The organism is Emticicia aquatica (assembly GCF_923079645.1).
GTDB lineage: Bacteria > Bacteroidota > Bacteroidia > Cytophagales > Spirosomataceae > Emticicia > Emticicia aquatica.
This window is the reverse complement of sequence record NZ_CAKLPY010000001.1, coordinates 1,509,739-1,524,594: the sequence shown is the minus strand read 5'-3', so window position 1 is coordinate 1,524,594 and position 14,856 is coordinate 1,509,739. Positions and strand designations below refer to the sequence as shown.

Sequence of the window (14,856 nt, the reverse complement as noted above, 5' to 3'; positions counted from 1 at the left end):
ATATTTTTTAAAATTTACCTTCTGTAAAGCCATTTTCTTCGCCTAAATCGAATTCATCATCACTTTCTTCACGAAAATCGTTTTCTAAATCATTCATAAATACGGCATCAATTCCTTCATCGACTGTTGGTAAAAGAACGATTTCAGGGATTTTTTCAGAATCAATTAAATCCAAAATATCATCATCTTTCGTACAAACGATAAATAGTCCTTGCTCGGTTCTACAAACTTTTGTGGCTTTTCTTAAAAGAGAAAGTCCTGAGTCATCAATTTCAATAACTTTAGAAAAATCAACGACCATATTAGTAAAGCCTTCACGGTAAAGTACAACGACTAATTTTTCAAATTCGGCAGTAATTGACTTATCGAATTTATTTTCATCTAATTGAATTAGTGCGTAGTGTTCGGTTTTTTCAACTGAATGCGTCATGGTATTATCTTTTTTTATTCCTTCGCAAATTTAAGTTAAAATTTTAGTTAAGCGAAGGTAAAAGGTTTTTTGGGTTAGTGATTTTAATTAATATTGTTTTAAATATGCAAATTATTGAATTTTATTAAGAAATTTTATCAAGAAACCAATCAAAAATATAATTGATAGCTCGAATATTTTTAGCAATATTTTTTTGAAAAGTTTTGTCTTTTGGGTTTGGAATACCATAACTTGGCTTAACCGTTTTCAATAATGTATCTTGATATTGTTCAATTAAATTCTTGTATGATTTCCAGTATTTCAAACCTTTAAAATTGACAGAAATCACCTTTTTTTCATCAATTAAAGTTTTATTTTCATCAGAATAAATATTTCTTTCTGATAAATTCCAATATCCAATATTGATTCCTTCTTCTTTCAATATTGATACCTTTTCAAACATAGCTGGCACATGTTCAAGCCAAAGTTGGTCAGCATTTAGTCCTTTACACAAATCATGGAAACCCTTAGTTTTGGTATTTTCTTTCCACCAATTTAAAAAACTAACAACTTCAGTTGAATGTTTAAGGGCAAAAAATCCAGAATGGAATATACCCGTGTTTAGAATTTGTTTTTCATCAGGATGAACACCCGCATGTAAAAGCTGAGGAACTAATATAATTGATTGATTATCAAGTATTTCTGATAAAAACGAAATGGGTTGATAAATAATTGAAGTACAATCGAAATAAATTATTTTATTTTTATTTTTTTCTAAAAAATATTGAGCAAAAAAAGGCTTACAATCTGCTGAAAGCTCATCCCAAGTATATTTTCTACTCATTTCGGCAAACCCATCAAGATTTAATTCTTCAATATCAATGATTGGATATGGAGAATTTATCTTAGCGGGAATATTCTTTTTGCTATCGACTAATCCTATAAAGAATTGATAATCAGGGTGGTGTTTCTTGATAGAATCTCCCAAAACAAAAGCATTTGCCAATTGATTGATATGGCAAACTGTAAATATGAGTGGTAGTGATGGCAATTTTGTAAAATGTAAAATGATTTTCTAAAATAATTTTTTGAGAAATAATACTTATTTTAAAACACTTTTGAGTGCATTTTCAATATTGTCAGTACATTTTTCTAATGTCCATTCTTGCCGAACGTAACTTGCTGCAAAATTACCCATTTCTTGCCTTAAATCCTTGTTTTGGGTCAAAATATCCAAATAATTGGCAATTTTCTTTGGGTTTCTGTCACTCAAAAACCCATTTTTATTTGGGATAATTGTTTCTTTTACGCCACCTTCTTGCAAGGCAATCACTGGTGTTCCGCAGGCATTGGCTTCTAGTGGAGCAAATCCGAATGGTTCAAGTTGAGATGTGTAAATCATACATAAGGCATTTGATAAAAGATTTACCAAATCTTTGTCAGATACCATTGTTTTGATTTCTAATTCTACATCTAAATTATGGGCTAAAGAGCTCATTTCTGAGACATAATTCTTATCCGACATATTAGCAACCCATATTAATTTAGGTTTTTTTGTTGTCATTTTTGCAATTGATTCAATGGCTAACTTGGGATTTTTATTGATATAAAAATTCCCTAAACCAATTACATAATCAGAAGTTGAAATTGAATTTTCTTTAAAAATCGTCGAATCGATGCCTAAATAACAAACTTCAGCTGGTGAACCATAAGCTTTTAAGCAGCTTTCAGCAGAATAAATTGAATTGACCAAAACTTTGTCAAAAGACTCATAATTAAGTCTTTCTTCTCTTAATTGTACCCGATTTTTCCTTTCAATCCATAAATCTTTTATAAATGGCAGCCAATAACTTCTTCGAAAAAGTTTACCTTTTGCTCCTTGTTGGGCTTCCCAAACGATGCGAGGAAGTGATTCATAAAAAAAACGAAATGGTTCACCGAGGTATAAAACTTTAGGAATTTTTACATATTTTGCAATGAAAGGAACTGCATAAAAAAAGCAACTATTCGCAAATAAAACATCAAAATTTCCTTGGTTTATTTCATCAGCACATCTTTTACAATGTTCTTCCATTGCTAAGATATTTTGGTCTTTTTCAAAGAAAAAGGACTTGATTTTGTCTTTGAATGGGAGTTTTTCGGTTCTATTGAAAGGGATTTTATGTACTTTTACATCAGATGGAATTGACATAAAACCGTCAGCATCAGGAGAATTACTCCAAATTTCTATTTGATGGCTGCGTTGGTGTAAACCATTCAGATGATAATTTAATGCCCTGCTTCCGCCACCACTTGGAAGATTGTGCCAAATTGCAATTTTCATAACGACTCAATCAATGAAGCTAATTTTTCTAATGGAAGTTTTGCATATTTTCGTACTCTTACAAAACGTGTTATTTTTGGTGGTTTGATATAATCACATTTAAAGTTTTTCCAATAAAGTTCATTATTTGCTAATAAACGATTTTTATAAAGTTCAAAAAGAGGAATAATATCAACCCTTTCTTCAAAATTTATTCGATTTTGGTATTTTGATACTTCGTTTGGTTTAGCAATTAAATAGCCACTATAATGGAAAAACTGTAAAGGTTGAGTTTTATTTATTAGCCATTGATTTTTTTCAAAAGAACAAAATCTTTCGTGAAGATTCCAATAGGCAACATTATTTCCTAAATGCTTATCAATAAATACTTTATCAAAATAAACGGGGAAAAATTCAGCCCAATGCTGGTCAACAAAAAGTCCATTGCACAAGTCGATTTTACATTCATTGTGAAGCTTTTCGCACCACCATTTTATCATTTTTTGGGCTTCGACAGAGCGTTTTAAACCAACAAATCCAAAGTTATAAATGCCAGTATTTATCAAATCTTCTTCACTTTGCCACAAATTGTCGTTGTATGGGGTTGTTATATGCGGTGTAACGACAATATTGTATTTTTCTAAGTTATCTTGCAAATGTGTGAGTTTATCAAATATAATTATATCTGGGTCGAAATAGATAATATTTGTAATTTCTGGTCTATTTTTTAAAAAATAATCGAAATAATAAGGTTTTACGGCTGTATTTAGTTCGGTAATATTATACCTGTCACACATTTCTTCAAAATCAGGTATATTTATTTTGTCAACTTCCAAAAGCGTGTAGCAAGGAAGTTTTGTTTTATCAATTGATTTTGTTTCCAATTTATCCACTAAACCAATTACAAACTCAAATTCAGGATTTAGTGTTTTTAATGAATCTCCAAATGTATGTGCTTGAGCTAAATAGTTGACTGAACAAATCGTGAAAACAAGTGTCATATTAAATGAAATTTAGACCGAAAAACTTTTTAAAAGCTCTTCAATTTTAATAATTGAATTTGCAAAACTATATTTTTTCAAAACCTTTTCTTTCGCTTTTTGGCCAAGTTGTTTGGCAAAAGATTGATTTTTGAATAATTTAATGATATTACCTGCCATTAATTGTGTATTTAGATATGGAATAAGTATTCCAGCATCTTCTTCAATAAATTCCGAACATCCACCTGTGTTTTCAAATCCAATCATTGTTTTTTGAGCCAAAGCAGCTTCCAACATAACCAATGGAAATGGGTCTTCTCGAGAAACGATTGTAAAAATATCTAAACAAGAAATGAGTTCAATGGCATCTGGCGTTGGTTCGATGAAAGTAACTTTATTTTTAAGTCCAATTTTTTCTATATCGTAGGAAATTTGTTCGTAATATTCACCTTCTTTTTTTACACCAATCCAAACAAAATGACAATTTTCGTTACTAGAATTAGTAATTTGATTGGCTACTTGAATGAAAATGTCAATTCCTTTACGCCATTCAGCATTGCCACAACCACCGATTAAAAATGAACTTGATGGTAAATTGTATTTTTGCTTAATTGCCTCATTATCAGTACTTAAGCATCTTAAAAGAACATTTTCGTTATCTACAAATGAATGAATAATATCGATTTTGGATATTGGAACTTGATGGTTTGTGTTGATATTTTCTGAAACTGCGTTTGAGCAAGCAATGATTTTACTCGATTTCTCGAAAAGAAATTCTCGGTCTTCTTTTTTAGAATAAAGTTGAATCGAAAATTCAAGTTCATGAATATGTGAAAAAATAGGTGCAGCAACAAAATTTAAAAGCTCAGGCAAAACCCAAGCAGTCGCAATTGTATTGGCATAGATCAAATCAAAATTTTTGGTTTGTAATGAGGACAAAATTTTATTTTTTTGTTCATCATTCTTCGCTTTATTCCCTACAATTTTAGAAAATGTTTTCTTATAAATGCTTTGATTAGGGTTGAATTCCTGTGTTGGAAATTTTTGGACATTGCAAATTGACCTAAATGCTTGTTCTAAACTACCATTTCCAAGCAAAAGTAAATGCATCTCAAATCCTTTTTGTTGAAGATATTTCATGATATTCAACAAAAACAATTGAGCTCCAGCTCGGTTAGCATCGTGACTAATGAATAGTATTTTCATTGGCTCAAATTATTGGGAACACTAATTTTACAAAACCTTTTTTTCTATCAACATAATCAAGATGTGTATGACTTTAATATGAATTTCTTGAATTCTATCAGCATATCCAAAGTGAGGAACTCTTATTTCTACATCTGCCATTCCTGCTAATTTACCACCATCTTTTCCAGAAAAAATGACAACTTTCATCCCTTTTTCACGGGCTGCAAGGGTTGCGTTAATAATATTTTTAGAATTTCCACTGGTGCTGATTCCTAATAAAACATCGCCAGAATTGCCTAATCCTTCAATAAATCTTGAAAAAATATAATCGAAACCATAGTCATTCCCAGTGCAGGAAATGTGACTTGGGTCAGAAATGGCTATGGCAGCCAATGCTTTTCTATTTTCACGATAACGCCCTGAAAGTTCTTCTGCAAAGTGCATCGCATCACAATGTGAACCACCATTGCCGCATGAGATAATTTTATTGCCAGTTTTGAGTGCATTTGCCATTAATTCGGCAGCTTTCTCAATTTTTTCAATATTTTCTGAAGACGAAATGAAATCATTTAACACTTTTTGTGCCTCCTGAAGTTCTACTAAAATGCTGTTGTAATTATTCATATCTTGATATAAAGTTTGCCAATTTTGGGTAAACTTAGGAAGTTATTTTACTTCAAAAATATTATCCCATTTACAAATCTGTGTTTGAATATCGAAAGTTAAAGCTCGATTTTTTAGGGCATTTTTATCAACTTCTATGGTTTTGTTTTGAACTTTTACCATCAATTCAGCTAAATCTTTCTGATAAAAACTATTTACAAAACCTCCCATTCCGTCTTGTACAAATTCTGAAATCCCGCCTGAATTAAAGCCAACAATTGGTTTTTCAAGATAAGCTGCTTCAATCATTACCAAGGGGAAAGGGTCTTCTCTGGCAGTTAGTAAAAATCCATCTGCAATATTCAAAAAGTCATAATATTCTTTTGATTTTTCGCCAATTTCAATGAAATTCAAATTTTCTAGCTTGGTTCTTTGACGAATATAATGCAAAACACCTGTTTCTTTGCAAGCTCCAAGCCAAGCAATGTAGGTGTTTTTGGGTAGAAATTCAAACAAATCAATCACCAAATCATAGCCTTTACGCAGATTCATCGACCCTGACATTACCCAAACAAATGCATTACTTGGAATATTGAGTTTTTCTCTAATTTTTAAAGCAGGCTGCTTGATTTGTATTTTTTTTGTGTCAATGAATGAATGCAGTAAAATGGTGTTTTGATAGCCCATTTCTTTAATTCGTTGCTCAACAATACTCGAACAACAAATAATTCTTTCGGCATTATCAAATTGAAACCTAAAATCATCATACCTGATTTCGTCGTAAACACTAATTAATTCGTGTACATGAATATCATAAGGAATCCGCAAACGCTTCGCTAATTTAGCAAATTGAGGCATTGTTAAAGTATTAATATACCATCTGTCTGCTTTGATTTTTTTCTGAATAGTTATTAATTTTTGTTCTTCGGGAGTGATTTTGAAAATTTTATGGTAAATTCCTTCATAAATATTATAGATAAACCCTTTTTTGCTTTTATTGATAAAAGTTAAGTCAGCAGTAGATTCTTTTGCGAAAAGTTCTCCATTTTGGCGGCTATAAATGGCCGTTTTTATTTTGCCAGATAATCGACTGAGCAAATACCAAAGCAGCATTTCTGAACCCGTTCGTCCACCTGTTGGTGTAATAAATAGAATTAAACGCTGACTCATAACAAATGGTGAAAGAATTATTATTTACTTAATTTATAGAAAGTAGCTTTTTTTAGTAATATTTTCCAAAAATAATTCGAAAAGGTTGCTATTGTTTGAGCGAACTTTTTTTGGTTTTCTAATTGTACAAACGGTGATTTTTTTTCTAACAAATTTGACACAAATTTCATCATATAAAAAGTTGGAACCCAAAACCAATAATGGAGCATTAACATAAAAAAATGAAATGCACCATATTGTTTTCTAATCCAGACTAAGTTAGAAAGTTGTATTTGTTGGTCAAAACGATTGAAATACGTATAATTTTGTGCTTCTTCGTAGCGTTCGGGTTTACTTCCCCATTCTTCATGAATAATATTGCAATCTTTGAAAACCAAAAGTTTGCCTAATTTGCTTAGTCGGTAACCCCATTCTGTGTCTTCACCATATAAAAAGAATTCTTCGTCCAAACCACCAGTTTTTTCAAAACCTTCTTTTCTAACCATTAAAAAAGCTGCCGCAATATAATCTACTTGCTCTGGGTCTTGGTATTTTTTTTGTTGAATGAGCGAGTTTAGAATATTACGAAATTTAGGTGGTACAATCCAAAAATCACGACGAAAAGTAAATGTATGATAAAACGTTCGAGGTGTTAAATCTGGATAAACTTGGTAAGCACCACCCGCAATCACGTCTGGTCTTGCTTCTAATCTTGCCACACATCTATCAATAACATCTTCATAAAGCTTTGTGTCTGAATTGAGCAATAGTAAATATTTACCGTTTGCAATTCTCATTCCAGCATTATTAGCACGAGCAAATCCTGCGTTATAATTCATTGATAACCAGCGGGTTGCAGGGAATAAAGACTTAATGTATCCTTCATCATCAGCTTTTGAAGCATTGTCAACTACAATAATTTCGTAGTCAACTTTGGTCGTAAATTGTTTGATTGTTTTGATACATTCAACAATTAATTCGGGCGTACGATAGTTGACGATTATGATGGAAACTGTAACCAATGATAATAAATGTTTAGTGGTAAACTAAAGATTTTGATTGATAATTGCTGAAATTTTCTCAACATCATCCAATGATAAATCATAATAAAGAGGCAAAGATAATGCCCTTGATGAGATACTTTCAGAAACTGGACAAGGATTATAGAAATCTAAGTAGGGGAGTTGATTAAGTGATGGATAGAAATATCTTCTTGGTGTAATTTCTTCTTTTTTTAGGGCATCTGTTACTTGGATTAGCTTTTCTTCTGATGCCAAAACTATCGGATAATACGAATAATTATAAGTAAAACCCGCAATTTCATTGCTTGGTCTTTCTAATTTCTCCCAATTTAGTAAGGAATCATATTTTTCAGAAATTACTTTTCTGTTTTCAATGATATTTCCAACTTTTGGCAAATTACAAAGCCCCATTGCTGCATGAAATTCAGAGTTTTTTGCATTGATGCCCATCATATAATAGTCATCATTTTTATGTCCAAAACTTCTATAAAGCTCTAATTTTTTTAATAAATCAATGTTATTACAGACCACGCTTCCGCCTTCAATTGTGTGAAAGACTTTAGTTGCATGAAAACTGCAGGTGGTAATGTCTCCAAATGAAAGAAGTGATTTTCCTTTATATGTTGCTCCAAAACAATGAGCTCCATCATAAATTACTTTTAAATTATGTTTTTGTGCTATAGCTTCGATTTTTTCTACTTCACAAGGGCGACCATAAACATGCGTTGCCATAATTGCGGAAGTTTTATCAGTGATAGCTACTTCAATCAAATCGGCATTTATATTGTAGGTTTTTGGCTCTATGTCAACAAAAACTGGTTGGAGATTTTCCCAAAGAATTGACGTAGTGGTTGCACAGTAGGAAAAAGGAGTTGTAATAATTTCTCCTGTTATATTAAGTGCTTTTAATGCAATTTGAATAGCAATTGTACCATTACTTACAAATAATAGGTTTTCAACGTCTAAATATTCCTTTAGTTGACCTTCTAATTTTCTAACCAGAGGCCCATTATTTGTGAGCCAAGTATTTTCCCAAATACCCTTAATAATTTCTTGGTATTCTTCAATAGGAGGTAAAAAAGATTTTGTTACGTTTATAGCCACTTGAACGTGCCACTTTTGTGGCGAAAATTTAGAAAATAATTATGAAAATTTAACTCATTTGGAGAGCATTTAAAGCAATCCATCAACTTTCCAAGTTTGAATCGGAATATTTATTGGACGAACCGCACCAGGCCATTTTCCATACCAATTAGTTCCTTCTCGGTAATCTGCAACGTCAAAACTGATGGCTTCTTCCATAAAGAAAATTGGGTCGGCAGTATCTTTCACAATCATAACTGAAATGTAATATGAACCATCATTTAGAAAATTGCCTGGAATTTCGAGTACGCCTTTCACCAAACCGTTTGAAAAGGTTTTTGCTTGACTTCCAACGTTAAAAACACATTCACCTGTCATGTTATACAAAAACATACTCAAATTTAGGTGAGCAGATGCGTGCATATTCCAAAACTCAAAATTCACTTTTAATGGAGTTCGAACATCAATATTTTTACCTCCATTAACAAAATCTGGAACAACTTCAATATTTTTAATTCTAACTTGGTCATTTCCTGGGGCTACCTCTGGTGTATCCCAATGTTGTTGGAGTTGAAATTTAGAAATACTTGCCATGTAATCATGTAGTACGTCTCCAACTTCTCCATATTTAACCAACTTCCCTTTTTGAAGAAAAGCTGCTTTATTACATAATCCTTGAACTGCGGTTACATTATGACTAACAAACAAAATAGTTCGTCCACTGCTTGAAACATCTTTCATTTTACCTAGACATTTCTTTTGAAATTCAGAGTCCCCAACAGCTAAAACCTCATCAACAATCAAAATTTCTGGTTCTAAATGAGCTGCAATTGCAAATCCTAAACGTACATACATTCCTGATGAATAACGTTTTACAGGAGTATCAAGAAATTTTTCAATACCTGCAAAATCTACAATTTCATCAAATTGACTTCTTATTTCATTTTGTCGCATTCCAAGAATTGCTCCATTAAGAAAGATATTTTCTCTACCAGTAAGTTCTGGATGAAATCCTGTACCCACTTCTAAGAGACTAGCCATCCGTCCATTTACCTTTACTTCACCGTGCGTCGGTTCTGTAATTCGGCTTAAAATTTTCAGTAAAGTTGACTTCCCTGCACCGTTTGCACCAACAATTCCAATTCTGTCTCCTTGTTCAATATCGAAACTTACATTTCGTAAAGCCCAGAAAACTTCTTTTGTTTCTTCTTCATCTTTGTTGGTAAAAAGTTCTTCAAAAAAACCAGAAACACTTTCTTTCAGGTTTTGATATTTTTTCTTTTTGTGACTAAGAATGTATTTTTTTGAAATATTTTCTATTGAAATTGCTTTCATTTATATTGTTTTTTAAAAGCCTTTAAATTAGGCTTTTAATAGTAGAAGTTAATTGCAAAAATAGTAAATCAGAGCGATACTAAATCTAATAAAAATCATAGATTCAATATTTATTTAATATCAAATATGGTCAACAAATGAATTCTCATTTTTGCGGAAAAACCAAATTGAAATAAGTACTGAAACCATCACAAAAACGAGCATTGGAAAAAAACTTTGCCAATTAAACTGAGAATAATCACCTAATAAACACCATCTTAGTCCATCAATTGTTCCAGCTACAGGATTTAGATTATAAATTGGATACCACCATTCGTCTTTTACTCTTTCGCTAGAATAAGCAACTGGTGAAATAAAATACCCAAATTGGACAATAAATGGTATGATTTGAGCTACATCACGGTATTTTACGTTTAAAACTGACGCAAATAGGCCAGCTCCAAATGCACCTAAATAAGCTAAAAATAAAAATATTGGAGCGAATATGATGTGCCAATTAGGTAAAAACTGGTAGTATATGCAAAATACAAAAAACATTGCGAAGGCTATAAGAGCATCGAGTAATCCGACAAGCAGTGAGCTAAAAGGTATTATTATTCTTGGGAAATACACTTTTGAAACCAAATTTCCATTTCCAACAATGCTATTACTAATTTGTGAAAGACATTGAGAAAAGAATAACCAAATAATAACTCCTGGAATAACAACCAACATATAAGGAATAGTAGAACCTTGCTCAAGTTTAGCAATTTTGCCAAAAGCAAAAACCATAACTAATGCTGTGAGTAATGGACGAATAACACCCCATGCAACACCAAGCACAGTTTGCTTATACCTAACCATTACATCTCTTTTGCCTAGAATCCAAAATAACTCTCTTTGTCTCCAAACCTCACGCCAATAATGTAATGCTGATTTACCAGCTTTTATAATAATTTCGTTGCCCTTTTCCATTGATAAAACCCCTTATTTGGGGAGTGATTTTTTTAATATCAAACTCTGAATTTAGCTCATCAGTTCTTGATATGATTTTCTAACAATAATAAATACTAAACATAGGAAGAAGCCTAAAAAAGCCCCTGTTTTTGTATTTCCACCAACTGTATAATTTTTCTGTAAAAGTGGCAATCTTACTGGTTGTAAAACAGTAAACAATGGTGTTTGATTGATAAGAGCCATTTTTAATTGTTCAACGGCTGCCAATTGATTATAGTATTGAGTGGAAATATAATTATTGCTTCTATTTAGTTGCTGAGTTCTCATTGGTGCTGTTGGGTCAACGGCATTAATACTCTGAAAAGTAGCGTTAGCTAATTGTCTATCTGTCGAACTTAACTTACCTTCAAGTTCTTTTAATCGAATCATTTGTATGTCGTAAATTTCTCTAGTTTTTCTAGTTCTAACCTCGACATAAAACTCCTCTAATGACTTTAATAAAGTTTCTAACCATACTTTTGTGAGCAATTCACTATTGGTAGTTGCCGACAAAATCATAATAGACCCCATTTTATCTAATGGTTGTAACTGTGTTTGGGCAAGTAATTTCTCAAAAATTGTTGCCAAAATAACATTTTCTTCTTTTGTGAAATCGATTGGTTTTTTTTGTTTAAATTTATAGGCAATTGCTTTAAAATTTGGTTCGTGAAGCAAATCTCCTCCCCATTCTTTTTTAGCAATATCACTGCTGTCTTTGTATAAATTTATAAACAAAGTTTTCTTGCCACCAACAATTACCTCTTTCATCAATGCTTTTTCGTAAAGAGCTTTTGAAGCGACAAGTAAGCCAAAGTTTCCACCGCTAAACAAGTCATTTGAAGTAGCACCGCCCATGCCACCCATTCCGAAGGCATTTGCTAGCCCACCTAATCCGCCAAATCCAGCTTGCCCGCCACCACCAGACTCTAAGTTAAACTGAATTTCACCTGTGTATTCAGTATCTTTTAGTTCTTTTACATCAAGAATAATACTCAATAAAGTGCCTAAAGCGATACTTATTAATAATAATCTCCATTCATTACCTATAAGCTTAAAAATACCAATTATCTTTTTAAACAAATCTTTGGTACTAATTTGCTCTTCTTGTATGGTTTGAAATTCTGCCATTTTATCTTAAATCAATTGAAAGCTAGTGTATCGACTTGTTTATTTTGAAAGTCTAAATATGGTAAATATACTTAACAAAGTTGTAATGGTGCCAGCCACAGTAGCAAATAATGCTTGAGCTTGAGCCAATTGTTGTTGAGCTGTTGCTGTTTTTTGAGGAATAATAATCTCAGAACCAGGAGCAACTTTGGGATATAAATTCACAAATAAAAATTTACGTGTTCGGTCAACAGAACCGTTTGCATATAAAATGTAAGACTTACTTTTTAAAGATTTTTTAGTAAATCCACCAGCACTTGAAATGTAGTTAATAAAACCTTTATCATCCAAATATTTAACAGTGGTAGGATACAAAACTTCTCCTTGTACTCGCACAGTTTCTAATCTTTTTGGGATTCGGATAATATCACCATCTTGCAAAATCATATCTTCAACAGAGCCTGGGTTTTGCATAATTTTTGTTAAATCAATGCCAATTGAAGAAATAGTTTTCGCATTTACTTCTTCAACCTGTACCGTTTGGTTTCCTTTTACGCTATTAGTTATTTCTGAAATCGCTTTTTGTCTTTGTGTTAGTTCGATTTCACTAAGCTGAATTTGTCGAACTAATGTAGCACCTTCCAAATACGCTTGTGGTGAAAGTCCTCCTGCACGTTGGATTAAGTCAGAAATTTTCTCGGTTTTACTTTTTATACCATAAATTGAAGGAAAAATTACTTCTCCTTGAATCTCAACGAATGTTTGTTTGACATAATTAGGAGATTTTCTAATAAAAATTTCATCAAAAGGGAATAAAACGAATTTCTTTCCAGTTTGTTCAACACTCAAATTAGAGTTAATATCAAAATTATATGTATCCGAAATTTGTGCATTGGCAGAGGTTGGGTCAACATTTCTTTTTCTTCTAACTACTTCAACTCGAGCGAGTGATGCTGATTCTGATAAACCTCCAACGTTTACTAAAACATCTTCAATTGTCATATTTCTTAGAAATGGTATTTCAATACCATCCACACCTTCGGGATTGTTGATTGCTCCTTGAATTCTAACGTAAGCTGGTTCGGTTAAATCAAAAATAGATGGGATTGTAATAATATCTTCTCTCTTTAATACTAAATCTGGAGCTTTTCCTTTTAAAATATCCTCTAAATTGACTGAAATATTTTCTACAATCATATCTTCTCTGGTTCTGATAACCGAGACACGACCAACCAAAGCTTCTCCTTTTAAACCTTCTGCCGATGTAATTAATTGCGTAAGTGTCTGATTTGATTCTAAAGAATATTCTCCTGGACGAAAAATAGAGCCATTAATCGTAACCATGTTTTCATATCTTTCAATCACTCTTTCAATCACAACTGAATCACCTGATTGAACACCAAAATTATTAAATTGGGTTTCCATCACATCCAAGATTTTTCTTTCTCTTGAAGTATTTCGGTGAATTTTAATTCGGTGACGATAAGCATAAGCATTAAATCCGCCTGCAAATTCTATTACTTTATTAAGCTTTTCATCTTCTAATAATTCAAATAAACCATTTCTTTTTGTATTTCCTTGTACAGCAATTCTTGCAGAATATGGAAGAACTTGAATTACATCTTGGTCTTGTAAAATTATATTGTTTTTAGCAAAACCATTAATTAGTAACTCATATAAATCAAATGTTGAAATAATTTGATTGTTTCTAATCACATGTATTTTACGATAAGTGCCAATTTCGTTTGGTCCACCGCAAGCATAAAGTGCATTGAGTGTAGTTGATAATGATGAAAGTGTGTATGTTCCTGGGGCAATTACTTCACCAGTAATTGTTACTTTTATACTTCTGATATTTCCCAAAGAAATATTACAAAAAGTATTCGCAGGAAATCCTGAAAATGGATTTAATCCAACATATATTTTTGAGAGACGATTTTTGATTTTTTCTTTTGCTTGTTCAATTGTAGAGCCGGCAACATATATTAAACCAACGCGTTCGATGGTAATATATCCATCAGGCGATACAATTGGTTTATACATAGCTTGTGCATACCCATAAATGTCGATTATTAATTGATCATTTGGTCCTAAAACATAATTGCTCGGAGTGGCTATGTTAATAGCAGGAGTTGGGTCAAACTTTACAGTGTTAAAAAGATTATAGCCAAAAATTCTTCTGCGTAAAGTAACTTTGGCAGCGTCTTGATTCGCTTCTTCTTCACGAATCATTCTGAGCGAGTCTTCTTTTGTAATGGCTCTTTGGTCGGTTACGTTGCCAACTACATTTCTTGCAGCATTTGGGTCATTATTGTTTAAAGCCCGATTTTTTGCTGGTAAAGGCATATTGGCTTTAGGTTGATTAGCATTTGCATTTGTAGGAATGCCAATCGGGAGGTTACCTGGAATTGTAGCTGGTGTTGTGGTTGGACCAGTAGGAGTAGCAACTGGATTTTGTCCAAAAGATTTGCTTAGAATCAGTATAAAAAGCGTAAATTTGAAAAAAAATTGTGAAAAACTATTCTTGCTTAATTTCATATCAATAACGTTATTTGTCAAAAAGCTTTTGGATTTACTCTTGCAGCGTTGCGAAAAGTTATGCAAAGTAAAGCAAGTTTTTTTATTTTGTTGCTGTTTCATGCTAAGTATGTATTAAAAAGAACTTTGAAATACAAAGTAAATTAATAAAAATCTAAAATACAA

13 protein-coding genes are annotated in these 14,856 nt (G+C 32.0%); all 13 read right to left on the bottom strand.

Annotated elements, in window-relative coordinates; translation table 11 throughout:
- Positions 1-7: 7 nt before the first annotated feature.
- Positions 8-430 carry an STAS domain-containing protein gene (locus MJQ71_RS06625; protein ID WP_238805689.1) on the bottom strand — a complete coding sequence of 141 codons (423 nt, stop codon included), beginning with the start codon at positions 428-430 and terminating at the stop codon, positions 8-10.
- 124 nt (positions 431-554) lie between these two features.
- Positions 555-1,460: a hypothetical protein gene (locus MJQ71_RS06620; protein WP_238805688.1), complete on the bottom strand. Its 906-nt coding sequence runs from the start codon at positions 1,458-1,460 to the stop codon at positions 555-557.
- 51 nt (positions 1,461-1,511) lie between these two features.
- Positions 1,512-2,732: a glycosyltransferase family 4 protein gene (locus MJQ71_RS06615; RefSeq protein WP_238805687.1), complete on the bottom strand. Its 1,221-nt coding sequence runs from the start codon at positions 2,730-2,732 to the stop codon at positions 1,512-1,514.
- Positions 2,729-3,712 (bottom strand): glycosyltransferase, encoded by a 984-nt coding sequence (locus tag MJQ71_RS06610; RefSeq protein WP_238805685.1) that lies wholly within the window; start codon positions 3,710-3,712, stop codon positions 2,729-2,731. Before MJQ71_RS06610 ends, MJQ71_RS06615 begins: the two co-directional genes overlap by 4 nt.
- Before the next feature lie 12 nt (positions 3,713-3,724).
- Entirely contained in the window at positions 3,725-4,897 is a 1,173-nt protein-coding gene (locus MJQ71_RS06605) for a glycosyltransferase family 4 protein (protein WP_238805684.1), read from the bottom strand.
- A 27-nt stretch (positions 4,898-4,924) separates the two neighbouring features.
- The gene (gene lpcA, locus MJQ71_RS06600) at positions 4,925-5,503 is read right to left on the bottom strand and encodes a D-sedoheptulose 7-phosphate isomerase (RefSeq protein ID WP_238805683.1); all 579 of its coding nucleotides are present in this window, start codon (positions 5,501-5,503) and stop codon (positions 4,925-4,927) included.
- A 42-nt stretch (positions 5,504-5,545) separates the two neighbouring features.
- A complete protein-coding gene (locus tag MJQ71_RS06595) occupies positions 5,546-6,652 on the bottom strand; it encodes a glycosyltransferase family 4 protein (RefSeq protein WP_238805681.1) in 1,107 nt (368 codons plus the stop codon).
- Positions 6,653-6,672: 20 nt separating this feature from the next.
- Positions 6,673-7,653 (bottom strand): glycosyltransferase family 2 protein, encoded by a 981-nt coding sequence (locus MJQ71_RS06590; RefSeq protein ID WP_238805672.1) that lies wholly within the window; start codon positions 7,651-7,653, stop codon positions 6,673-6,675.
- Positions 7,654-7,677: 24 nt separating this feature from the next.
- Positions 7,678-8,757, bottom strand: coding sequence for a DegT/DnrJ/EryC1/StrS family aminotransferase (locus tag MJQ71_RS06585; protein WP_238805670.1), 1,080 nt, complete (start codon positions 8,755-8,757; stop codon positions 7,678-7,680).
- Positions 8,758-8,826: 69 nt separating this feature from the next.
- Complete coding sequence (locus MJQ71_RS06580; protein WP_238805668.1) at positions 8,827-10,071, bottom strand: ABC transporter ATP-binding protein; 1,245 nt, start codon at positions 10,069-10,071, stop codon at positions 8,827-8,829.
- A gap of 120 nt (positions 10,072-10,191) precedes the next feature.
- Positions 10,192-11,025, bottom strand: a complete 834-nt coding sequence (locus MJQ71_RS06575) for an ABC transporter permease (protein WP_238805667.1) — start codon at positions 11,023-11,025, stop codon at positions 10,192-10,194.
- Between the two features lie 51 nt (positions 11,026-11,076).
- On the bottom strand, positions 11,077-12,174 hold the full coding sequence (locus tag MJQ71_RS06570) for a hypothetical protein (protein WP_238805660.1): 1,098 nt from the start codon (positions 12,172-12,174) through the stop codon (positions 11,077-11,079).
- Between the two features lie 39 nt (positions 12,175-12,213).
- Complete coding sequence (locus MJQ71_RS06565) at positions 12,214-14,691, bottom strand: polysaccharide biosynthesis/export family protein (protein ID WP_238805658.1); 2,478 nt, start codon at positions 14,689-14,691, stop codon at positions 12,214-12,216.
- Between the last annotated feature and the right edge of the window lie 165 nt (positions 14,692-14,856).